General features: G+C 69.1%; 22 protein-coding genes. 4 read left to right on the top strand and 18 right to left on the bottom strand.

The window, feature by feature from the left end; translation table 11 throughout:
* Positions 1-126 precede the first annotated feature (126 nt).
* The 12 genes from ACWFRJ_RS37670 to ACWFRJ_RS37725 form a co-directional block, all read right to left on the bottom strand.
* Positions 127-885, bottom strand: a complete 759-nt coding sequence (locus ACWFRJ_RS37670) for a DUF3159 domain-containing protein (protein WP_453541749.1) — start codon at positions 883-885, stop codon at positions 127-129.
* 3 nt (positions 886-888) lie between these two features.
* Entirely contained in the window at positions 889-1287 is a 399-nt protein-coding gene (locus ACWFRJ_RS37675; protein WP_249587256.1) for an OB-fold nucleic acid binding domain-containing protein, read from the bottom strand.
* 89 nt (positions 1288-1376) lie between these two features.
* Complete coding sequence (locus ACWFRJ_RS37680; protein WP_389916982.1) at positions 1377-2093, bottom strand: response regulator; 717 nt, start codon at positions 2091-2093, stop codon at positions 1377-1379.
* A 98-nt stretch (positions 2094-2191) separates the two neighbouring features.
* Positions 2192-4738 (bottom strand): ATP-binding protein, encoded by a 2547-nt coding sequence (locus ACWFRJ_RS37685; RefSeq protein ID WP_453541753.1) that lies wholly within the window; start codon positions 4736-4738, stop codon positions 2192-2194.
* 176 nt (positions 4739-4914) lie between these two features.
* Complete coding sequence (locus ACWFRJ_RS37690) at positions 4915-6144, bottom strand: alginate lyase family protein (RefSeq protein WP_453541756.1); 1230 nt, start codon at positions 6142-6144, stop codon at positions 4915-4917.
* A gap of 228 nt (positions 6145-6372) precedes the next feature.
* Positions 6373-7044 carry a potassium-transporting ATPase subunit C gene (locus ACWFRJ_RS37695; RefSeq protein WP_453541759.1) on the bottom strand — a complete coding sequence of 224 codons (672 nt, stop codon included), beginning with the start codon at positions 7042-7044 and terminating at the stop codon, positions 6373-6375.
* Positions 7045-7068: 24 nt separating this feature from the next.
* Positions 7069-9258: a potassium-transporting ATPase subunit KdpB gene (kdpB, locus tag ACWFRJ_RS37700; protein WP_453541762.1), complete on the bottom strand. Its 2190-nt coding sequence runs from the start codon at positions 9256-9258 to the stop codon at positions 7069-7071.
* Positions 9255-10919, bottom strand: a complete 1665-nt coding sequence (gene kdpA, locus ACWFRJ_RS37705; RefSeq protein ID WP_453541764.1) for a potassium-transporting ATPase subunit KdpA — start codon at positions 10917-10919, stop codon at positions 9255-9257. The genes kdpB and kdpA overlap by 4 nt, the downstream gene beginning before the upstream one ends.
* 7 nt (positions 10920-10926) lie before the next feature.
* Positions 10927-11016: a K(+)-transporting ATPase subunit F gene (gene kdpF, locus ACWFRJ_RS37710; protein ID WP_033264828.1), complete on the bottom strand. Its 90-nt coding sequence runs from the start codon at positions 11014-11016 to the stop codon at positions 10927-10929.
* A 335-nt stretch (positions 11017-11351) separates the two neighbouring features.
* The gene (locus tag ACWFRJ_RS37715) at positions 11352-12122 is read right to left on the bottom strand and encodes a DUF3710 domain-containing protein (RefSeq protein WP_453541767.1); all 771 of its coding nucleotides are present in this window, start codon (positions 12120-12122) and stop codon (positions 11352-11354) included.
* Position 12123: 1 nt separating this feature from the next.
* Positions 12124-12678 carry a dUTP diphosphatase gene (gene dut / locus ACWFRJ_RS37720; protein WP_453541770.1) on the bottom strand — a complete coding sequence of 185 codons (555 nt, stop codon included), beginning with the start codon at positions 12676-12678 and terminating at the stop codon, positions 12124-12126.
* A complete protein-coding gene (locus ACWFRJ_RS37725) occupies positions 12675-13259 on the bottom strand; it encodes a PaaI family thioesterase (RefSeq protein WP_389917111.1) in 585 nt (194 codons plus the stop codon). The genes dut and ACWFRJ_RS37725 overlap by 4 nt, the downstream gene beginning before the upstream one ends.
* Positions 13260-13317: 58 nt before the next feature.
* On the opposite strand from ACWFRJ_RS37725, the gene ACWFRJ_RS37730 reads away from it, so the two are divergent.
* Complete coding sequence (locus ACWFRJ_RS37730) at positions 13318-13764, top strand: DUF3093 domain-containing protein (RefSeq protein ID WP_453541774.1); 447 nt, start codon at positions 13318-13320, stop codon at positions 13762-13764.
* A gap of 5 nt (positions 13765-13769) precedes the next feature.
* Here the strand turns inward: ACWFRJ_RS37730 and ACWFRJ_RS37735 are convergent, their stop codons facing one another.
* The 4 genes from ACWFRJ_RS37735 to ACWFRJ_RS37750 form a co-directional block, all read right to left on the bottom strand.
* Positions 13770-14699 (bottom strand): hypothetical protein, encoded by a 930-nt coding sequence (locus tag ACWFRJ_RS37735; RefSeq protein WP_453541776.1) that lies wholly within the window; start codon positions 14697-14699, stop codon positions 13770-13772.
* Positions 14700-14712: 13 nt separating this feature from the next.
* A complete protein-coding gene (locus ACWFRJ_RS37740; protein WP_055563079.1) occupies positions 14713-15009 on the bottom strand; it encodes a DUF4193 domain-containing protein in 297 nt (98 codons plus the stop codon).
* A 392-nt stretch (positions 15010-15401) separates the two neighbouring features.
* Positions 15402-16646 carry a sensor histidine kinase gene (locus tag ACWFRJ_RS37745; RefSeq protein WP_453541779.1) on the bottom strand — a complete coding sequence of 415 codons (1245 nt, stop codon included), beginning with the start codon at positions 16644-16646 and terminating at the stop codon, positions 15402-15404.
* 6 nt (positions 16647-16652) lie between these two features.
* Positions 16653-17306 carry a response regulator transcription factor gene (locus ACWFRJ_RS37750; protein ID WP_135331070.1) on the bottom strand — a complete coding sequence of 218 codons (654 nt, stop codon included), beginning with the start codon at positions 17304-17306 and terminating at the stop codon, positions 16653-16655.
* A gap of 322 nt (positions 17307-17628) precedes the next feature.
* On the opposite strand from ACWFRJ_RS37750, the gene ACWFRJ_RS37755 reads away from it, so the two are divergent.
* Positions 17629-17802 (top strand): hypothetical protein, encoded by a 174-nt coding sequence (locus tag ACWFRJ_RS37755; RefSeq protein ID WP_167357823.1) that lies wholly within the window; start codon positions 17629-17631, stop codon positions 17800-17802.
* A gap of 88 nt (positions 17803-17890) precedes the next feature.
* Here the strand turns inward: ACWFRJ_RS37755 and ACWFRJ_RS37760 are convergent, their stop codons facing one another.
* Positions 17891-18703, bottom strand: coding sequence for an inositol monophosphatase family protein (locus tag ACWFRJ_RS37760; RefSeq protein ID WP_453541783.1), 813 nt, complete (start codon positions 18701-18703; stop codon positions 17891-17893).
* A gap of 46 nt (positions 18704-18749) precedes the next feature.
* Positions 18750-19877 (bottom strand): ferrochelatase, encoded by a 1128-nt coding sequence (locus ACWFRJ_RS37765; RefSeq protein WP_453541786.1) that lies wholly within the window; start codon positions 19875-19877, stop codon positions 18750-18752.
* 144 nt (positions 19878-20021) lie between these two features.
* Here ACWFRJ_RS37765 and ACWFRJ_RS37770 point away from each other — a divergent pair, with 144 nt between their 5' ends.
* Both ACWFRJ_RS37770 and ACWFRJ_RS37775 read left to right on the top strand, forming a co-directional pair.
* The gene (locus ACWFRJ_RS37770) at positions 20022-21272 is read left to right on the top strand and encodes an MFS transporter (protein ID WP_453541789.1); all 1251 of its coding nucleotides are present in this window, start codon (positions 20022-20024) and stop codon (positions 21270-21272) included.
* A complete protein-coding gene (locus ACWFRJ_RS37775) occupies positions 21220-22551 on the top strand; it encodes a D-arabinono-1,4-lactone oxidase (RefSeq protein ID WP_453541792.1) in 1332 nt (443 codons plus the stop codon). Before ACWFRJ_RS37770 ends, ACWFRJ_RS37775 begins: the two co-directional genes overlap by 53 nt.
* The last annotated feature ends 16 nt before the right edge of the window (positions 22552-22567 follow it).

Below are 22567 nucleotides of genomic sequence, written 5' to 3' on the forward strand. Positions count from 1 at the left end.
TTCCCCCTCAACCCTTACACGCGTGTCGCTCGTGCTCTTTTTAGTTTTCAGTACCTGCTGAGGTGCGGGGGCCCCCGGTTCGTTCCCGGCCCCCCCCCCTCCACGTACAGGCAAGTGCCTTTGCGGTCAGGCCTCTTTGCGGTGCTGGCCCGCGGCCTTGCGCTCCTTCTCGGCGTTCTCCTCCGCCTCCATCTCCGCGAAGACGTCGATCGGCGCGGGCGCCTTCGCGAGGAAGACCCAGGTCAGCCAGACGGCGAGCAGGAACGGCGGGATCTTCAGGGCGATCAGGACCCAGCCGAACTGGGTCGTGTCACCCCACCAGTAGAGCGGGAAGAGGATCGCGCACTTGGCGAGCAGGATCAGGCCCCAGGCCCAACTCGCCTTCGTGTACGCCTTCTTGCGGCCGGGGTTGCGGGTCCGCCAGGAGAGGTTCTCCTTGAAGACCGGGCCCAGGATCAGGCCGATCAGCGGGACACCCGCGAGGGCCGTGATGATGTAGGCGAGGGCGAGGCCGAGGGTGTAGAGCATGCCCGGCAGATAGAAGTCCTTGGCGTTGCCGGTCATCATCGCGAAGACCACACCGAAGGCGACACCGAAGACGCCGCTGAAGGCGTGCTTGACGGTGCCCTTCATGACAAGGCGGACCACCACGAGCACCAGGGACACCGCGAGGGCCGCGATGGCCGACATGTGCAGGTCCTTGTTGATCGTGAAGATGGTCACGAAGAGGAGGCCGGGGACGACCGTCTCCACCATGCCCCGCACGCCGCCGAACGCCTCGAAGAGCGCGGCCTCGGTCACGGCCCTGGAATCAGCTTCCTGGTCCGTGGTTCCGCGGTCCGTGGCTTCGTGGTCCGTCTCCGTCGGCTTGTCGAGGGACGTCACCGGCTACTCCCGTCCGAGGGGTCTGAGTTCGTACTTCGGGTTGAAGAGCACCCGGCGGCCCCGGCTCATCGAGACCCGGCCGGACGCGATCAGCCTGCGCCCCGGTTCTATCCCCACGATGGAGCGCCTGCCGAGCCACACCACGTCCAGTGCCGCTGAGCCGTCGAACAGCTCCGCCTCGAGGGCGGGGACGCCGGCACGTGGTCGCAGGGTGACCGTGCGCAAGGTACCAGTAACCGTGACTATCTGGCGGTCGTGGCAGTCTCCGATACGGGTGCACCCCGCCGTTTCGGCGTCCTCGCGCAGCTCCTCCGACTCCAGGTCCTCCTGGGAGGACGACAGCCGGTCGAGCATGCGCCGGAAACGGCCTGCCGGCTTCTCGGAACCTGGAACAGCACTCATACACGAAGCGTACCGGGGGTCACCGACAGCGCCGCAACGGGTGCGCTCACCTGTGCCTATGCCCGCTCAGTCCGGCCCCGACCCTTGACTCATCGTTCGAACCTGTAACCCATTCCCGGCTCGGTGATGAAGTGCCGCGGGTGCGCGGGGTCCGTCTCCAGCTTGCGCCGCAGCTGCGCCATGTAGACGCGCAGGTAATTCGTCTCCGTACCGTACGAAGGGCCCCAGACCTCCTGGAGCAGCTGCTTCTGGCTGACCAGGCGCCCGGTGTTGCGCACGAGGACTTCGAGCAGATGCCATTCGGTGGGCGTCAGGCGTACGTCGCGCCCGCCGCGGTTGACCTTCTTGGCCGCCAGGTCGACCGTGAAGTCCTTGGTGTCCACCATCACGTCGTCCTCGCCCGCTCCCGCCGGCTCGGCCCTGCGGATGGAGGCGCGAAGGCGGGCCAGGAGCTCGTCCATGCCGAACGGCTTGGTGACGTAGTCGTCGGCGCCCGCGTCGAGCGCCTCGACCTTCTCGTCCGAGCTGTGCCGCGCGGAGAGCACCAGGATCGGCACGCGCGTCCAGCCGCGCAGGCCCCTGATGACGTCGACCCCGTCCATGTCGGGCAGGCCCAGGTCGAGGACGATCACGTCGGGGTGGCGCGCGGCGGCGAGCTGCAGCGCGGTGGCTCCGTCCGGGGCCGCGTCCACGTCGTACTTGCGCGCCTTCAGGTTGATCACGAGGGCGCGGACGATCTGTGGCTCGTCGTCGACCACGAGCACCCTCGTGGGGGTCCTGGGGTCTCCCCCGGGAGAGTGCGGCATGCGCGTCTGCCTTTCGGGCCTGTGGGTCTTGTCGGCGGGGGCCGTCTTGTCTGTGGGAGCCGTCTTGTCGGTGGGAGCCGTCTTGTCGGCGGTGGCGGTCATGAGGTGGCCTGGGCGGAGAGATCCGGCAGGACCGGCGGTCCGCCCGCCGCCGCCCGCAGGGTGAGGACCATGGTGAGCCCGCCGCCCGGGGTGTCCTCCGCCTCGAGCGTGCCGCCCATGGACTCCACGAAGCCGCGTGCGACCGCGAGGCCCAGGCCCACGCCCGCGCCGCGCGGAGCGTCACCGTAGCGCTGAAACGGCTCGAAGATGCGGTCCTTGGCGGCATCCGGGACGCCGGGGCCGCGGTCCACCACACGCAGCTCGACGCGGTCGCCGAGCGTGCTCGCGGAGACCAGGACCGGTTCGGCGTCGGGGCTGTACTTGACGGCGTTCTCGACGATGTTGGCCACCGCGCGCTCCAGGAGCCCCTTGTCGACGGTGACCATGGGCAGCGTCTCGGGGATGTCGAGGTCCGCGCTGCCGTCGGGTACGCCGCCGAGCGCCATCGGGACGACCTCGTCGAGGTCGATCTCGCGGATCAGCGGGGTGACGGTGCCGGTCTGCAGGCGGGACATGTCAAGGAGGTTGCCGACCAGGTGGTCGAGGCGGTCGGCGCCGTCCTCGATGCCTTCGAGGAGCTCGGCCTGGTCCTCCTCGGACCAGGCCACGTCGTCGGAGCGCAGGGAGGAGACGGCGGCCTTGATGCCCGCGAGGGGCGTACGCAGGTCATGGCTGACGGCGGCGAGCAGCGCGGTGCGTATGCGGTTGCCCTCGGCCAGGGTGCGGGCCTGCTGCGCCTCGTCCTGGAGGCGCCTGCGGTCGAGGACGACGACGGCCTGCGCGGCGAACGCGGCGAGCACCCTGCGGTCCTCTGCGGGCAGCACCCGTCCCGACAGGGCGAGCGCCATGTGGTCACCGACCGGCATGTCCACGTCCGCGTCCTCGGGGCGCTCGATCGTGCGGCCCTCGCCGACCCGGCCCGCGCAGGTCCAGGGGGCGACGTCGCTCTCGCGCTCCAGGAGTGCCACGGAGTCCATGCTGAAGGTCTCGCGCACACGTTCGAGCAGGGCGTCCAGGCTGGTCTCTCCGCGCAGCACGCTGCCGGCGAGGAAGGAGAGTATCTCCGACTCCGCGCGCAGCCGGGCGGCCTGGTGGGTGCGGCGTGCGGCGAGGTCCACGACGGAGGCGACGGAGATCGCGACGCCCACGAAGACGACGATCGCGACGATGTTCTTGGAGTCGGAGATCGTCCACAGATGCTGCGGCGGCGTGAAGTAGTAGTTCAGGAGCAGCGAGCCGAAGGCCGCCGACGCCAGGGCCGGAAGGAGGCCGCCGAGCAGCGCGGCGGCGACCGTGAGGGTCAGGAAGAGCAGCATGTCGTTGGCGAGGCCGAGGTTCGCGTCGACGTGGGTCAGGAGCAGCGTCAGGAGCGCGGGGCCGCCCACGCCCACCAGCCAGCCCCAGATGGACCGGGAGCGCCCGAGCCGTGCCCCGCGTGCCACGGGCAGGCCGCGGCCCTTGGCGACCTCGTCGTGCGTGACGATGTGGACGTCCAGATCGGGGCCCGATTCGCGGGCGACCGTCGCGCCGACGCCGGGTCCGAAGATGTACTGCCAGGTCTTGCGGCGCGAGGAGCCGAGGACGATCTGGGTGGCGTTGACGCCGCGGGCGAAGTCGAGCAGCGCGGCGGGTATGTCGTCGCCGATGACGTGGTGGAAGGTGCCGCCCAGGTCCTCCACGAGGGTGCGCTGAACCGCGAGCTCCTTGGGCGATGCCGCGGTCAGGCCGTCGCTGCGGGCGATGTAGACGGCGAGGATCTCGCTGCCTGAGCCCTTGGCGGCCATCCGCGACGCCCTGCGGATCAGGGTGCGGCCCTCGGGGCCGCCGGTGAGGCCGACGGCGATGCGCTCGCGGGCCTGCCAGGTGGAACGGATGTCGTGCTCGCCGCGGTACTGCTGGAGGTATTCGTCGACCCGGTCGGCGACCCAGAGCAGCGCGAGCTCGCGCAGGGCGGTGAGGTTGCCGGGCCGGAAGTAGTTGGACAGGGCCGCGTCGACCCGGTCGGGCTTGTAGATGTTGCCGTGGGCCATGCGGCGGCGCAGTGCCTGTGGCGACATGTCGACCAGCTCTATCTGGTCCGCGCGCCGCACCACCTCGTCCGGCACGGTCTCGCGCTGGCGTACGCCGGTGATCGACTCGACGACGTCACCGAGCGACTCCAGGTGCTGGATGTTCACGGTCGATACGACGTCCATGCCCGCGGCGAGCAGCTCTTCGACGTCCTGCCAGCGCTTGGCGTTGCGGGACCCGGGGACATTGGTGTGGGCCAGTTCGTCCACCAGGGCGACGGCGGGCGCCCGCTCCAGGACCGCGTCCACGTCCATTTCGGTGAACAGGGTGCCGCGGTAGTCGAGCTCCTTGCGGGACACCTGCTCCAGGCCGTGCAGCATCACTTCGGTGCGGGGCCTGTCGTGGTGCTCCACGAAGGCCACGACGCAGTCAGTGCCGCGCTCGATGCGGCGGTGGGCCTCGGACAGCATCGCGTACGTCTTGCCGACGCCCGGTGCCGAACCGAGGTATATCCGAAGCTTGCCGCGTGCCATGGCCCCATTGTCTTCCCGAATCCGCTCTGTACGCAGCGTCGACCTTACGGCTAACAATTCCCGCGAAACGGACGAAGGTGCGACCGGGGGCTCTCTTTGACGCAACCCTGATGTGCCAGGTCGGGCCGGGCGTGCGGTGGGGTCACACCGCACGCCCGGCCCGACAGGCTCGCTGATCAGCTCGGGTTGTCCGCGTGGGTCAGGGTCTCCCAGGCGACGAAGAGATTGTTGGAGCCCGCCGGACGGTTCTGCTCGGTGAGCTTCTGGGTGTTGCTCATGGCGTGGCCGAGGCGGTTGTGGAGGGCGTTGTAGCCGACCTCGGTGACGGGCCCGAGGCCCCGGTGGACCGAGCCGCCGCAGAGCGAACTCGGCGGCGCCTCACCCAGCTCGTACTTGGCCTGGAAGCCCAGGCCCTGGCGCAGCCGCTCGCCGACGTCCGTCTTGTAGAGGTCATCGCCCTGGATGCGGCTGGTCTCGGCGACGTGGGAGATCGCGGAGAGCCCGTATCCGGTGTGGGTGAAGTCGCGGCACGTCTCCTGGGTGAGCCCGGTGGTGAAGGCGCCCTGGCCCTGCCAGTACTTGACGATCTTCGCGCGGGTGTCCAGGTTCTGGCTCGGCACGGTCTTGGGCAGGTCGCCGTCGGACGCGAGATAGACGTACGCGGCGGTGCGTGTACGGAACTTCGCCATCGCCTTGTCGTAGGACCCCTTGTCCTCGATGAAGACGGAGATGCCGATGGCGGCCTCCATCATCGAGAGCTCCCAGTTGCCGTTGGAGTTGGAGCCGTTGATGATCTCGGGCAGGTAGACGGTGCGCAGCATCGTCGCGAAGCGGCCCGAGTTGCCCCAGCTGCCGGTGTACGTGTGCTTGATGATCTCGGCGGCCCTGGGCCAGGACGAGCCCGCCCAGCCGGTCTGCAGCGGGGCGTTGCTGTTGGTGTGGTCCTTGATGGTCGCGGACCAGGCGTCCATCAGCTCGATGGACTTCTTGGCGTAGCGCTCGTCACGGGTGATGTACCAGGCGAGCGCCGTGGTGTACGCGGCTGTCGCGTCCTCGCGCTCGTCGGTGCAGCCGTAGTTGGGGTCCGAGTAGGAGCCGCATTCGACGACCGCGCGGGGCTTGGGCGTGCGCGACAGGGAGGCGTACTTGCTCCCCATCATCTGGTCGTAGGCGCCCTTCCAGGGCTGGGCTCCGGCGTTGACCTTCTCCCTGGTGAAGTCCAGCTGGCCGCGGGAAACGGCGACTCCGGGGTGGGCGAAGGTGCTGGGCGCCGCTTCGGCGCGCTCGGCGCCGGGCCAGGCGAGGAGGGCGGCGACCAGTGCGGTCACCGTGGTGGCGAGGGTCGCGATGAGTGTGGTGCGGGGTCTGCGGCGGTGACGCACGGGCGGTGTGGGGGTGTCAGCCATGCGAGGGCCATCCATTCTCGTATGTGAACTCCATGTACCTTTCTGAACACGCGTGTTGGGCCGAGACAGTAGGTACGGACCAGGCTTCCGTCAAGACGTGAAGTAAGAAGTCCTGTACAGGCGCACGTGCTTGTGGCCCGCCGTGCTCCGATCGGCAGGACCGGGGCACGGCGGGCCACAAGGGACCACCAGGGGCTACGAAGGACCGCGAGGGAATGGGGGGCAGCGTCAGCCCTTGTCGGCGACGAGCTCCTTCAGCGCGATGTTGAGCTGGAGGACGTTGACGCGGGGCTCGCCCACGAACCCGAGGGTCCGCCCGTCGGTGTGCCCGTCCACCAGCTTCTCGACCTTGTTCACGTCGAGGCCGTTCTTCTCGGCCACGCGGTGGGCCTGCAGCTCCGCGTACTGCGGGGAGATGTCGGGGTCGAGACCCGATCCCGACGAGGTGACGGCCTCGGCCGGCACGTCCGAGGGCTTGACCTTGAAGCCGGCCGTGGAGTTGTCCTTGACCACGGCGGCCTTGGCAGCCTTGACGCTCGCGATCAGGTCCTTGTTGTCACCCGCGAGGTTCGTCGCGCCCGACAGGATCAGCTTGTACTGCGTGTTGACGCTGTTCTCGCCCAGGCCGTTGGACGGCCGCGACTGGAACCACTTCAGGTCGGGCGCGGCCGTCTCCTGGCCCTTCTTCAGCGGAAGGTTGTACGTCTGCCCGATGAGCTCGGAGCCGACGACCTTGCCCTCGGACTTGACCTCGGAGCCGTTGGCCTTGTTGTTGAACAGGGCCTGGGCGATCCCGGTGACGGCCAGCGGATAGATGACACCGCAGATGACGGTGAGGACGAGCAAGGCGCGCAGCCCGGCCCCCAGCAACCGCGCCGTGCTTCCAACGGAGTTGTTCATGAGGATCAGCACGCTTTCAGGAAATTACAGCCCGGGGATGAGGGAGATGATCAGGTCGATGATCTTGATGCCGATGAACGGGGCGATGAGACCGCCGAGCCCGTAGACACCGAGGTTGCGCCGCAGCATCCTGTCCGCGCTCATCGGCCGGTACCGCACGCCCTTCAGGGCCAGCGGCACCAGGGCGATGATGATCAGCGCGTTGAAGATGACGGCCGACAGGATCGCCGACTCCGGAGACGACAGGTCCATGATGTTGAGCTTGTCGAGGCCCGGATAGACCACCGCGAACATGGCGGGGATGATCGCGAAGTACTTCGCGACGTCGTTGGCGATCGAGAAGGTCGTCAACGCACCCCGGGTGATCAGGAGTTGCTTGCCGATCTCGACGATCTCGATGAGCTTGGTGGGGTTGGAGTCCAGGTCCACCATGTTCCCGGCCTCCTTGGCGGCCGAGGTCCCGGTGTTCATGGCCACGCCCACGTCCGCCTGGGCGAGGGCGGGCGCGTCGTTCGTGCCGTCGCCGGTCATCGCGACGAGCTTGCCACCGGCCTGCTCCCGCTTGATCAGCGCCATCTTGTCCTCGGGCGTGGCCTCGGCGAGGAAGTCGTCCACGCCCGCCTCGTCCGCGATCGCCTTGGCGGTCAGCGGGTTGTCGCCGGTGATCATGACGGTCTTGATGCCCATGCGGCGCAGCTCGTCGAACCGCTCCCGCATGCCCTCCTTGACGACGTCCTTCAGGTGGATGACTCCAAGGACACGCGCCCCCTTGTCGTCCTTGGCCGCGACAAGGAGCGGTGTACCACCGGCCTGCGAGATGGCGTCGGTCAGGCCCTGGGCGTCATCGGAGACGACACCGCCGTTCTCGATGACCCAGGCGACGACCGAACCGCTCGCGCCCTTGCGCACCTTGCGCCCGGACCCGTCCTGCCCGTCCTGCCCGTCCTGCCCGTCCTGGACCAGGTCGACGCCCGACATCCGCGTCTGCGCCGTGAAGGCGACCCACTCGGCCCCCTCCAACTCGCCCTGGTGACGCTCGCGAAGCCCGTACTTCTCCTTCGCCAGTACGACGATGGAGCGGCCCTCCGGCGTCTCGTCGGCCAGCGACGAGAGCTGGGCTGCGTCCGCGAGCTCGGCCTCGGTCGTCCCGCGCACCGGCACGAACTCGGCGGCCTGCCGGTTGCCGAGCGTGATCGTGCCCGTCTTGTCGAGCAGCAGCGTCGAGACGTCACCTGCGGCCTCGACCGCCCGCCCTGACATGGCAAGGACATTCCGTTGCACGAGGCGGTCCATGCCCGCGATGCCGATCGCGGAGAGCAGCGCCCCGATGGTCGTCGGGATCAGGCACACCAGGAGCGCGGCAAGCACGATCATGGACTGCTCGGCACCGGCGTACACGGCGAACGGCTGGAGCGTGACGACCGCGAGCAGGAAGACGATGGTGAGGGACGCGAGGAGGATGTTCAGCGCGATCTCGTTGGGCGTCTTCTGCCGGGCCGCGCCCTCGACCAGGTTGATCATGCGGTCGATGAACGTCTCGCCCGGCTTCGTCGTGATCTTGATGACGATGCGGTCGGAGAGGACCTTCGTGCCGCCGGTGACGGCGGACCTGTCGCCGCCCGACTCCCGGATGACCGGGGCCGATTCACCGGTGATCGCCGACTCGTCGACGCTCGCGACACCCTCGACGACGTCACCGTCGCCGGGGATCACATCGCCCGCCTCGCAGACGACCAGGTCTCCGATGCGCAGCTCGGTGCCGGGCACCTGCTCCTCTGCCGTGCCGCGCAGGCGGCGCGCGACCGTGTCGGTCTTGGCCTTGCGCAGGGTGTCCGCCTGCGCCTTGCCGCGGCCCTCGGCCACCGCCTCCGCCAGGTTGGCGAAGATCGTGGTCAGCCAGAGCCAGACCGTGATCGCCCAGCCGAACCAGTCCCCCGGGTCCTTGACCGCGAGGACGGTGGTGATCACCGAGCCGACGAGCACCACGAACATGACGGGAGACTTGACCATCACCCGCGGATCGAGCTTCTTCACGGCGTCCGGGAAGGACTTCAGGAGCTGCTTGGGGTCGAACAGACCCCCGCCGACCCGGCCGGCGTCCGTGGCGTCCTTGGGATCCTTGTGCCCGCCGGGCACGTCCTGGTGCGGCGCACGGCTGGGAGTAGCGGTGGACATGGAGCCGGGCTCCTCTGGCTTCTTTATGTCGGTGGTCATGACGCGAGCCCCTCAGCCAGCGGCCCGAGGGCGAGCGCGGGGAAGTAGGTCAGACCGGTGATGATCATGATGGTGCCGACCAGCAGGCCGGTGAACAGCGGCTTCTCGGTGCGCAGCGTGCCCGCCGTCGCCGGGATCGGCTTCTGCTCCGCGAGCGAACCCGCGAGGGCCAGGACGAACACCATCGGCAGGAACCGGCCGAGCAGCATCGCGAGACCGATCGTGGTGTTGAACCAGTCCGTGTCCGCGCTCAGACCCGCGAACGCCGAACCGTTGTTGTTGGCGCCCGACGTGTAGGCGTAGAGGATCTCGGAGAATCCGTGCGCCCCCGTGTTGAGCATCGAGTCCTTCGGCGTGGGCAGCGCCATCGACACCGCCGTGAAGCCGAGCACCAGGGCCGGGGTGATCAGGATGTAGCAGGCCGCCAGTTTGATCTCGCGGGTGCCGATCTTCTTGCCCAGGTACTCCGGCGTACGCCCCACCATCAGGCCCGCGATGAACACCGCGATGATCGCCATGATCAACATGCCGTAGAGACCCGACCCCGTACCACCGGGCGCGATCTCCCCCAACTGCATGCCGAGGAGGTTGATTCCGCCGCCGAAGCCGGTGTTGGAGGAGTGGAAGGAGTTGACCGCGCCCGTCGAGGTCAGCGTCGTGGCGACCGAGAAGATCGCCGAGCCGCCGATCCCGAACCGCGTCTCCTTGCCCTCCATCGCCCCGCCCGCGATGTCGAAGGCGGGAGCCCCGTGGTGGAACTCCGTCCACATCATCAGCGCGGTGAAACCGACCCAGATGGTGACCATCGTGGCGAGGATCGCGTACCCCTGCTTGAGGGAACCGACCATCCGCCCGAAGGTCCGCGTGATCGCGAACGGAATCACCAGGATGAGGAAGACCTCGAACAGGTTGGAGAAACCGTTCGGATTCTCGAAGGGATGGGCGGAGTTGGCGTTGAAGTAGCCGCCTCCGTTGGTGCCCAGCTCCTTGATGACCTCCTGCGAGGCCACCGCCCCGCCGTTCCACTCCTGGCTGCCGCCCATGAACTGGCCGACCCCGTGGATGCCGGAGAAGTTCTGGATCGCGCCACAGGCGACCAGGACGATCGCGCCGAGCACCGAGATCGGGATCAGGATGCGGACCGTGCCGCGCACCAGATCCGACCAGAAGTTCCCCAGCTCACCCGTGCGGGAGCGGGCGAAGCCCCGTACCAGGGCCACCGCGACGGCGATGCCGACGGCCGCGGAGACGAAGTTCTGCACCGCGAGGCCGCCGGTCTGCACGACGTGGCCCATGGCCTGCTCGCCGTAGTACGACTGCCAGTTGGTGTTCGCCACGAAGGACGCGGCGGTGTTGAAGGCCTGGTCCGGATCGATCGACTTGAAGCCGAGCGACCCGGGCAGCGAACCCTGGAGCCGCTGCAGCAGATACAGGAACAGCACGCTCACGGCGGAGAAGGCGAGCACTCCGCGCAGATAGGCGGGCCAGCGCATCTCGGCGTTCGGGTTGGCGCCGATGCCCTTGTAGATCCACTTCTCCACCCGCAGATGCTTCTCGGAGGAGTAGACCTTGGCCATGTAGTCGCCCAGCGGACGGTATGCCAGGGCCAGCGCCACCATCAGCGCAAGGAACTGGAGCGCACCAGCAAGAACAGGACTCATTTCGTACTCAGAACCTCTCCGGGAACACGAGAGCGAGGACGAGATAGCCCAGCAGGGCGACGGCCACCACGAGACCGACGATGTTCTCGGCAGTCACAGCTTCGCCACCCCCTTGGCGATGAACGCCACCAGCGCGAAAACCGCGATCGTGGTGACGACGAAGGCCACATCGGCCATCGTGTGCTCCTAGATGAGATGCGAGTGATCTGACGTCTTGAGCAAACCCCTTCCGTGGCTGAATTCGACCGCCGTTGACGGCTCCCATACGTCGGTCGGCACTCCATTGACGACTCTCTTACGTCTTCCGGCGCGATCAGCCCTCTCACCTGCAAAAACGCCGATGGGCCGCACTCCCATAAGGGAGTACGGCCCATCGGCCTGCAACTCGTGGTCAGGTCACCCGGGGGTGCCTGGGCACGTCTCTGGGAGCGCCTAGCGCACCTCGGTGATCTCAGGACCCCGCTGGAGCTGGCCCATGCCGCCCGAGAAGCGCGAGCCCTCCTGCTGCTCCTGCTGGACGGCACCCTCGGCGACCATCTGGGCGTCGTCCGGCAGCTTCAGGACGATCGGGTCGCGGGGCGCCATCGGGCCGTCGCCGCGCACGATGACGGTGTCCCTGAAGATCTGTTCGAGGAGTCCCGCGGCCTGCGGCTGCACCGCGCCCTGGCCGGAGATGACCCCGCGCAGGAACCACCGCGGGCCGTCGACACCGATGAAGCGCACGACCTGCACCCCGCCCGTGCCGTCCGGCAGCTGCACCGGAACCTGCGCGCGCAGCTCCCAGCCGAGGGGGCCCTCGACCTCGTCGATGACACCGCCCTGCTGAGTGATGCCCGAGGCGATCTCCTCGCGGACCTCGCCCCAGATGCCCTGCTTCTTGGGAGCGGCGAAGCCCTGGAGCTGAATGGCGCTGTCCTGGAGCACGACGGTCGCCGCGACGATCGCGTCACCCGCGACCTCCACCCGCAGCTCCATGCCCTCGACACCCGGTACGAAGAGGCCACCGAGGTCCACCCGGCCCTCGCCGGGCTCCCGGACCTCCGAGGCGTCCCAGGGGCCGTCGGGGCGCGGCTCGGGTTCGAGCCTCACGCGCGACGGCGCCGCCGTGCCATCACTGTCGGCACTGTCAGGGGCCTCGACGACCTGCTCGGCCTCGCCCGCCGCGTCCTCGGCGGCACTGTCCTTCTTGCGACGTCCGAACACGTCACTGTCCTTCCCGGTCAGATACGACCGATGCGTATCGATTCCCACCCGTTTTTTGACCCGAGCCGACGCCCACGGCGGCATGGCCACCGGTGGACCCGAAGCCCCCCTCGGCCCGCGCCGAGTCGGGAAGCTCCGCCACCTCGCGGAAGCGCACCTTCTCGACCTGCTGGACGACCAGTTGGGCAATCCGGTCGAAGCGCTCGAACCGCACGCTCTCGCGCGGGTCGAGATTCACCACGATCACCTTGATCTCCCCACGGTACCCGGCATCCACCGTCCCTGGGGCATTCACCAGGGCGACACCGCAGCGGGCGGCGAGACCGGAACGCGGGTGCACGAAGGCCGCGTACCCCTCCGGCAGTGCGATAGACACCCCGGTGGGCAGGACAACCCGCTCACCCGGGGCGAGTTCGCACGCTTCGGTGGTCCGCAGGTCCGCTCCGGCGTCGCCCGGCTGCGCGTACGACGGCAGCGGTACCTCGGGGTCGACGCGGCGGATCTGCACGTCGAGCTCCGGACGGGGTACTGCGGCCACGGGGGTCACGCGGGTCACGGGTTCACCTCGAAGGCACGTGCGCGGCGGTTCTGGTCGGGGTCGTCCATCGCGGCCCGGATCTCCTCCGGGCGCCCGTTCTCGATGAAGTGGTCGACCTTGACCTCGATGAAGAGGGCCTCGGCACGGACGGCGACGGGCCCGTCGGGGCCGCCGATCCGCCCGGTGGCCCGGGAGTAGATCTTGCGCCCGGAGACGGCGGTCACCTCGGCGTCCAGGAAGAGCACGGTGCCAAGGGGCACGGGCCGCGCGAAGTCGGTCTCGAGCCGACCGGTCACGGCGATCACCCGCAGCAGCCAGTTCAGCGAGCCGAGCGTCTCGTCGAGCGCCGTGGCGAGCACCCCGCCGTGGGCGAGGCCCGGAGCGCCCTGGTGGGCCTCACGGACGGTGAACTCGGCGGTGACGCCCACACCTTCACCGGCCCGGGTCGCGAGGTGCAGCCCGTGGGCCTGCCCTTCGCCGCAGCCGAAGCAGTGCTCGTAATGGGCTCCGATGAGCTCGCCGGGGGCGGGCGCGTCGGGGTGGCGGACGGGCGCTATGGCGTCGGCCGGGGGCGTCAGAGCTGCTGAAGTACCACTCACAGGCGCAGACCTTACCCGCGCGTCCGGCAACGGAGCTCATCGTGCCAAGCTTGCCTTCATGCAGCCTTACGAAGAACGCCTGACGGCGCCCCGTTCCTGGTGGCTCGTCTCGCTCCTGGTCGGCGTCGCGATGGCCCTGATCATGCTCCCCTTCGGCACCTTGCCGCTGCTCGGCGGCCTGGTCGCCGGGACGGCGGTCGCCGCGGTCGTCACCAGTTCGTACGGCTCCCCCCGGATCCGCGTGGTGGCGGACTCGCTCGTCGTGGGAGACGCGAAGATCCCGGTCTCCGCCCTGGGCGAGGCCACGGTGCTCGACGCGGAAGAGGCGCGCGCCTGGCGCGGCCCGAAGGCCGACCCGCGCGCCTTCATGCTGCTGCGCGCCTACATCCCCACGGCGCTCCGGGTCGAGATCACGGACCCGCAGGACCCGACCCCGTACGTGTACGTGTCGACGCGGCACCCCGAGGCGCTCGCGGCGGCGCTCACCGCCGTACGGGCTTCCTAGGCACGTCAGGCGCCCAGCTCCTCGGGCGGGGCGTCGCGGCGCAGGGGGTCAAGAGGCTTCACGGGCTGCTCAAGGGGCGGCAGCTCGAGCAGGGCGCCCCAGGGCACCTGCGACCTCCGCAGGTCCGCACGGACCCGCTCAGCGAGCTTCTTGGTGTCCCGGCGGTTCATCACCGCCCCGACTGCGGCGCCGACCATGAAGGGCATCAGGTTCGGGAGGTTCCGCACCATGCGCTTCATGATCTGCTGGCGCAGCTCGCGCTTCATCTGGCCGCCGAGGGCCGCGTTGATCGACGCGGGTTTCACCACGTCGATGCCGCGCTCCTCGGTCCACGCGGTGAGGTAGGCGGTGCTGCGCTCCTTGAGGTTGCCCGGCGGGCGCCGGCCGTAGACCTCGTGGAGTTCGGCGATCATCTTCAGCTCGATGGCCGCGACGCCGGTGATCTCGGCGGCCAGCTCCGCGGGCATCGCGGGCGGCACGGGCATCATCACGGCCACGCCGATTCCGGCACCGACCGTCGAGGTCCCGTTGGCGGCGCCGGAGATGATTTTGTCCGCGAGCTGCTCGGCGTCGAGGCCCGGGAACTGTTTGCGGAGGGTGTCCAGGTCGCGGATCGGGACCCGCGGGGCACTCTCGATGATCCGGTCGGCGAGATAGCCGATGCCGGCTTTGGCGCCGCGTCCGCTCGCGCGCACGCCCGCCATGACTCCGTCCGTGACGGCGGCAACGCGGCCCTTGGACCCAGGGGTCCTGGACGCCTTGTCGGCCGCCGTCCCGTCGTCTGCCACCTCCAAGGCGTTCGCCGGTCCGAGCGAGGCTGTTCCTGTGGGGGAAGAGCCCCGCTCGTCGTCACGTACGCCGTCGGGCGCGACGCTTTCTTGGTCCGCTCCACGCTTGCGGAAGCGGCGCTTCCTTGGCGGGGTCGAGCCTGTCACGGCCGACCCTGCCCTAGTCGCAGTCGCGGCAGATCGGCTGGCCGTTCTTCTCCTTGGCCAGCTGGCTGCGGTGGTGCACCAGGAAGCAGCTCATGCAGGTGAACTCGTCCTGCTGCTTCGGGAGCACCCGAACGGCGAGCTCCTCGTTCGAAAGGTCCGCGCCGGGCAGCTCGAGGCCTTCTGCGGCCTCGAACTCGTCGACGTCTACGGCCGAGGTCGACTTGTCGTTCCGCCGCGCCTTGAGTTCCTCGATGCTGTCCTCGTTGACGTCATCGTCGGTCTTACGTGGGGTGTCGTAGTCCGTTGCCATGTCGCTCTCCCCCTCTGGGTGTCTGCGGTGTCTCAGCGCACGTAACGCGTGAGAGGCCGGACTTGTGCCCGACCTGAGGCGGAGATTTTGCCTCACATCAAGGTCTGTTACTCAATCGACACCCAACCGCACCTCTGCAGAGGTGATCGGTTTGGATGGCGATCGGGACCGTACACGGTCCCGATGTCGCACTTCACAGGCGCCACCCCGTGTACTTCCCGTGATCAAGACCCCTGAAAACCCGGATTTTCCCGGCTTTCCGACGACTTTCACGATCACGGAGAGTAGATGGCCGAAAAATCGATCCTGTGATCGATCGCACATGGAATCCCCGGGATCAGGTCCCGAAAATTCCGCGCAAAGCGAACACGGAGCGAGTCCGCGGCAGCATCTCAGAGAGGAAGGGTGACTCGCATCACGAGCCCTCCCCCCTCGCGCGGCTCCGCGATGATACGGCCCCCGTGGGCCCGCGCCACCGACCGGGCGATCGACAGGCCGAGTCCGACGCCCTTGTCGCTGCCCGTGCGCTCGGTCCGCAGCCGCCGGAACGGCTCGAAGAGATTGTCGATCTCGTACGCGGGCACCACGGGGCCCGTGTTGGTCACCACGAGGACCGCCTGGCCGTGCTGGGCCTCCGTGGTGACCTCGACCCACCCGTCGTCCGGCACGTTGTACCTGACGGCGTTCTGGACGAGGTTCAGGGCGATCCGCTCCATGAGGACGCCGTTGCCCTGGACGACGGCCGGGGCCCGGTTCCCACGGATCTCCACGCCCTTCGCGTCGGCCTCGGACAGCACCTGGTCGACGGCGCGCTCGGCGACCTCGGCGAGGTCGACCGGTTTGCGCTCCACGATCTGGTTGTCGCTGCGGGCGAGCAGCAGCAGGCCCTCCACGAGCTGCTCACTGCGCTCGTTGGTGGCCAGGAGCGTCTTGCCGAGCTGATGGAGCTCGGGGGGCGCCCCCGGATCGGAGAGCGTCACCTCGAGCAGGGTGCGGTTGATCGCGAGCGGTGTGCGCAGTTCGTGCGAGGCGTTCCCGACGAACCGCTGCTGGGCGGTGAAGGCCCGCTCCAGACGGTCGAGCATCTCGTCGAAGGTGTCCGAGAGCTCCTTCAACTCGTCGTCGGGCCCGTCCAGTTCGATGCGCCGTGACAGGTCGGTGCCGGCCACCCTGCGCGCGGTGCGCGTGATGCGGCCGAGCGGCGAGAGGACGCGGCCCGCCATCGCGTAACCGAAGGCGAAGGCGATCACCGCGAGGCCGAGCAGGGCGAGCAGCGAGCGGCTCAGAAGGTTGTCCAGGGCGTTCTGGCGCACCTTGTTGACGCACTCGTTCAGGGCGGCGTTGACCTCGTTGGCGGGGACCTGGGTGCCCGTCGGGAGGTTGTGACACGTGTCGCTGCTGACCCTTGAGCCGCCCTCGATGGTGAACGGCAGGTCGCTGCCCACGTTCAGGGCCTGCGCGGCGAGCAGATAGATGATCGAGAGCAGCAGGATGCCCGCGATCAGGAACATGCCGCCGTAGAGCAGAGTCAGGCGTATGCGGATCGTGGGGCGCAGCCACGGGAAGGGCGGTTCGGTCTTCCTGGGGTCCCAGGTGGGTTTCGGGGGCGCAGCCGGTGGCGCCGGAGTCGCGGCCACCGGGGATCAGATCCGGTAGCCGGAGCCGGGCACCGTCACGATGACGGCGGGCTCGCCGAGTTTCCTCCGCAAGGTCATGACGGTCACCCGGACCACGTTCGTGAACGGATCGGTGTTCTCGTCCCAGGCCTTCTCCAGGAGCTGCTCCGCGGAGACGACGGCACCCTCGCTGCGCAGCAGCACTTCGAGGACGGCGAACTCCTTGGGGGCGAGCTGGATCTCCTTGCCGTCGCGGAAGATCTCGCGGCGGTTCGGGTCGAGCTTGATCCCGGCGCGCTCCAGGACGGGGGGCAGCGGCACGCTCGTACGCCGCCCGAGGGCACGCACGCGTGCCGTGAGCTCGCTGAACGCGAAGGGCTTGGGGAGATAGTCGTCGGCGCCGATCTCCAGGCCCTCGACGCGGTCGCTGACGTCGCCCGACGCGGTGAGCATCAGGACGCGGGTCGGCATGCCGAGCTCGACGATCTTGCGGCAGACGTCGTCGCCGTGCACGAGCGGGAGGTCCCGGTCGAGCACCACCACGTCGTAGTCGTTCACGCCGATACGTTCCAGAGCGGCCGCTCCGTCGTACACGACGTCGACGGCCATGGCCTCCCGGCGTAGTCCGGTGGCCACCGCATCGGCGAGCAGCTGCTCGTCCTCGACGACGAGTACGCGCACGGCGCTGTCCTTCCTCTGTGCCCCTGGGGGCAGGTCTGTGCAGGTCTGTTGCTGGGCTGTGGCCTCCATCCTGCCCCTTTCGGTCATAAACCGGCTGTAAGGCGGTGCCCCGGACGGGGAATGCGGGATTTCCTCCGACGGTTGAGGTTTCCGTGGAAGAGAGCCCGGGGAAGACGACCTCACACCCCGCGATCACGCTTTGTATGTGGCGCGCCACAACCCGCTTACTCCAGGGCGGGCGGCGAAGACGTGATCGCCCCTTCCTTGCTTGAGGGCACACCCCCGTGCCATCGACCCACGACCCAGCCGAGGGGGCGCAACCATGGACGCTTTCACCGCAGGACTGCTGCAGCGCATAAAAGCCACGGAGTCCGACCTCACGAAGGCCCGTGAGACGGGCGACGACTTCCTTGCCGAGGTCGAGCAGGCCGAGCTCGAAGATCTCCACCGGCTGGCCGCCGAGCACGGGGTGGAGGTCGGCGCGCTGCACGCCTGATCCGTTCGTGAGCAGAAGGGCCCCGGCATCCGTGGACGAGATGCCGGGGCCCTTCCGTGTTCGGGCTGCGTTCGGGTGAGTACGGCGGTCAGTCGTGCCAGGCGCCGAGCTCCTCCAGACGGCCCTGCAGGTCCTCGAAGAGGCCGGGAGGTGCCGCGACGGTCAGCTCGCCGGAAAGGGGCTGCCCGGGGCGTCCGCCGGTCAGCGCGCCCGCCTCCCGCGCGACGAGGTCGCCCGCCGCGAAGTCCCAGGGGTTGAGGCCGCGCTCGTAGTACGCGTCCAGACGGCCGAGCGCGACGTCGCACAGGTCGATCGCCGCAGAGCCGCCGCGGCGGATGTCCCGGACCAGCGGGATCAGCTGCCGGGCCACGTCGGCCTGACGGACGCGGCGTTCGGCCACGTACCCGAATCCGGTGCCGACGAGGGCCCGTTCGAACGGGGGCGCGGGGCGGGTGTGCGCGGGCTCGTCGTTGACGAACGCGCCCCCTCCGAGGACCGCGCGGTAGGTCTCGCCGCGCATCGGGGCGTGCACCACGCCGACGAGTGTCTCGCCGTCCTTGCGGGCCGCGATGGACACGGACCAATCGGGGCGCCCGTAGAGGTAGTTGACGGTGCCGTCGATCGGGTCGATCACCCACTGGACGCCGCTGCTGCCCTCGGAGCTCGCGCCCTCCTCGCCGAGCACGCCGTCGTCCGGCCTGCGCTCGGCGAAGAAGTCGGTGATCAGCTTCTCGGACGCGATGTCCATCTCGGTGACGACGTCGACCGCGCTGGTCTTGGTGGCGGCCACGCCCAGGTCGTCCGGACGCCCGTCGCGCAGGAAGGCTCCGGCGCGGTGCGCGGCCTCCAGGGCGACGCCGAGGAGTTCGGCCTTCAGCTGCTGGTCTGCGGGGTCGGTCACGGTGCTGGTGCTCCTTGTGCCTACGAGGCCCTACGAAGGGTGTGAGTTACGCGTACGGACTGTCGGCGCCCGCCGCCGCGGGCTTCGTGACGCGCGACGGGCAGCAGCCCACTGGGCACAGGTCGTGGCTCGCGCCGAGCGCGCCCAGGGCACAGGGCGCGACGTCGCGCCCGTTCTCCGTGACGGCCCGCTCGAGGACCAGGTCCCGCACCGCGGCGGCGAACCGCGGGTCGGCGCCCACCGTGGCCGAGCGGCGGACCGGGAGGCCGAGCTCCGCGGCCTTCGCCTCGGCCTCGGTGTCGAGGTCGTAGAGAACCTCCATGTGGTCCGAGACGAAGCCGATCGGGACCATCACCACCGCGGGCGCACCCGCCTCGTGCCGCTCCTCCAGGTGGTCGCAGATGTCAGGCTCGAGCCACGGGGTGCTCGGGGCGCCGCTGCGCGACTGGTAGACGAGCTGCCAGGGGTGCTCGACGCCGGTCTCCTCGCGCACCGCGTCCGCGATGAGCCGGGCCACGTCCAGGTGCTCCGCCACGTACGCGCCGCCGTCCCCGTGGTCCTCGACGCGCCCCGAGGTGTCGGCGGCCGCGGTCGGGATGGAGTGCGTCGTGAAGGCGAGGTGCGCCCCTTCCCGGACGTCACCGGGGAGGTCGGCCAGGGACTTCAGGACCCCGTCGATCATGGGGCGGACGAAACCGGGGTGGTTGAAGTAGTGCCGCAGCTTGTCGACGCGCGGCACGTCGAGTCCCTCCGACGCGAGCACGGCGAGGGACTCCGCCAGGTTCTCCCGGTACTGGCGACAGCCCGAGTACGAGGCGTACGCGCTGGTCGCGAGGACGAGCACACGCCGGTGACCGTCCTGGACGAGCTCGCGCAGGGTGTCGGTCAGATAGGGCGCCCAGTTGCGGTTGCCCCAGTAGACGGGCAGGTCGAGGCCGTGCTCCGCGAAGTCCTTGCGCAGGGCGTCGAGAAGGGCGCGGTTCTGGTCGTTGATCGGGCTGATCCCGCCGAACAGGAAGTAGTGCTGCCCGACCTCCTTGAGCCGCTCCTTGGGGATGCCGCGTCCCCGCGTCACGTTCTCCAGGAACGGGACGACATCGTCTGGGCCTTCTGGGCCGCCGAACGAGAGCAGCAGCAGGGCGTCATAGGGAGAGGCATCAAGCGCATCGGACATACATCCGATCCTGCCACCCGCCACTGACAGCCGGAAAACACGGTGCGTCCGGCCGTGTCGCAGCCGTAAGCTGTATGGACCATCTTCACGCCTTACGGGAGCCCCTCCTCGCGGAGCCGCCCCGGCCCCTCAGCGGAGTCCCACGTGCCAAGCCCCTACCGCGCCATCTTCGCCGCCCCCGGCACCAAAGGGTTCTCGACGGCGGGCCTCCTCGGACGGATGCCGCTGTCGATGATGGGCATCGGCATCGTGACCATGGTGTCCCAGCTCACGGGGAGGTACGGCCTCGCGGGCGCGCTCTCCGCGACCGTCGCGCTCTCCGCCGCCGCGATCGGCCCGCAGATCTCGCGTCTGGTCGACCGGTACGGCCAGCGCCGGGTGCTTCGGCCCGCGACCCTGGCCTCCCTTGCCGCGGTCACCGGGCTCCTGCTCTGCGCGAAGTACGAACTACCCGACTGGACGCTGTTCGCCTTCGCCGCGCTCGTCGGCTGCGTGCCGAGCGTGGGATCGATGATCAGGGCGCGCTGGGCCGTCCTCTACCGGGGCACTCCGCAGCTGCACACCGCGTACTCCTTCGAGTCCGTGGTGGACGAGATCTGCTTCATCTTCGGGCCGATCCTCTCGATCGGTCTCTCCACCGCGTGGTTCCCCGAGGCCGGGCCGCTCATGGCCGGGGTCTTCCTCGCGGCGGGCGTCTTCTGGCTGACGTCCCAGCGGGCCACCGAGCCGGTGCCGCACGGGCGTGAACACCACACCAAGGGCTCGGCGTTGCGCTCCGGAGGGCTCCGGGTCCTGGTCGCGACCTTCGCGGCGACGGGAGCCATCTTCGGGTCCATCGACGTGGTGACCGTCGCGTACGCCGAGGACCAGGGGCACAAGGCGGCGGCGAGCCTGGTGCTCGCGGTGTACGCGCTCGGCTCCTGCGTGGCCGGAGCGGCCTTCGGGCTCATGCGCTTCACGGGTGCTCCCGCACCGAGGTGGCTGCTGGGTGTCTGTGCGATGGCCGTGAGTATGATCCCGCTTCAACTGGTCGGGAATCTTCCGTTGCTGGCCGTGGCGTTGTTCATCGCGGGCCTCTCCATAGCGCCGACCATGATCACGACGATGGCCCTCGTCGAACTGCACGTACCCCGTACGAAGCTGACCGAGGGCATGACCTGGGTGAGCACCGGACTCGCGGTCGGCGTCGCGCTCGGCTCCTCCGCGGCCGGCCTGGTCGTCGACGCGGCCGGTTCGGACGCCGGGTACGCGGTACCCGGAGTGGCCGGGGCCGTCGCGGTGACGGTCGGATTCCTTGGGTATCGCCGACTGAAGAAGCCGGTTTCGCAACGGGGAGGGACCCATGAGCACGGCAACGGGCACGGGCAGCGCGAAGAACAGAGCAGCGTGGCGTAACTGGGCGGGCAACGTCACCGCACGTCCGGCCAGGGAGGTCACCCCCGCTTCGGTCGACGAGCTCAGTGCCGCGCTGCGCCAGGCCAAGGACGACGGCCTCAGGGTGAAGCCGGTCGGCACGGGACACTCCTTCACGGCGACCGCGGCCACCGACGGCCTCCTGATACGCCCCGAACTCCTCACCGGCATCCGCAGGATCGACCGCGAGGCCGGCACCGTCACCGTGGAAGCGGGCACTCCGCTCAAGCGCCTGAACGCGGCGCTGGCCCGCGAGGGCCTGTCGCTCACGAACATGGGCGACATCATGGAGCAGACGGTCTCCGGCGCGATCAGCACCGGGACGCACGGCACGGGCCGCGACTCGGCGTCGATCTCCGCGCAGATCACGGCACTTGAGCTCGTCACCGCGGACGGCACGGTCCTCACCTGCTCCGAGAAGGAGAATCCTGAGGTCTTCGCGGCGGCCAGGCTCGGCATCGGAGCGCTCGGCGTGATCAGTGCGATCACCTTCGCCGTGGAGCCCGTCTTCTTCCTCACCGCCCGTGAGGAACCGATGACCTTCGACAAGGTCACCGGTGAGTTCGACGCGCTGCACGCCGAGAACGAGCACTTCGAGTTCTACTGGTTCCCGCACACCGGCAACTGCAACACCAAGCGCAACAACCGCAGCGCGGGCCCCGCGGCTCCGCCCGGCAGGGTCAGCGCCTTCGTGGAGGACGAGATCCTCTCCAACGGCCTCTTCCAGGTGGTCAACTCGATTGGCCGGGCCGTCCCCGCGACCGTCCCGGGCATCGCCAAGATCTCCAGCAAGGCGCTCTCGGCCCGCACCTACACGGACATCCCCTACAAAGTCTTCACAAGTCCGCGCCGCGTGCGCTTCATGGAAATGGAATACGCCGTTCCGCGGGCGGCCCTCGTCGAGACGCTGCGCGAGCTGAAGACCATGGTGGAGCGCTCGAATCTGCGGATCAGCTTCCCCGTAGAGGTCCGCACGGCCCCCGCGGACGACATCACGCTCTCCACTGCATCGGGCCGGGAGAGCGCGTACATCGCCGTCCACATGTACCGGGGCACGCCCTACCAGGCGTACTTCACCGCCGCCGAGCGGATCTTCACCGCGCACGAGGGCCGACCTCACTGGGGCAAGATCCACACCCGCGACGCCGGTTACTTCTCGCAGGCCTATCCGCGCTTCGCCGAGTTCACGGCCCTGCGCGACCGCCTGGACCCGGACCGCCTGTTCGGCAACGACTACTTGCGCCGCGTCCTGGGCGACTGAGCGACTGAGCGACTGA

This window comes from Streptomyces sp. NPDC055239 (assembly GCF_053606205.1).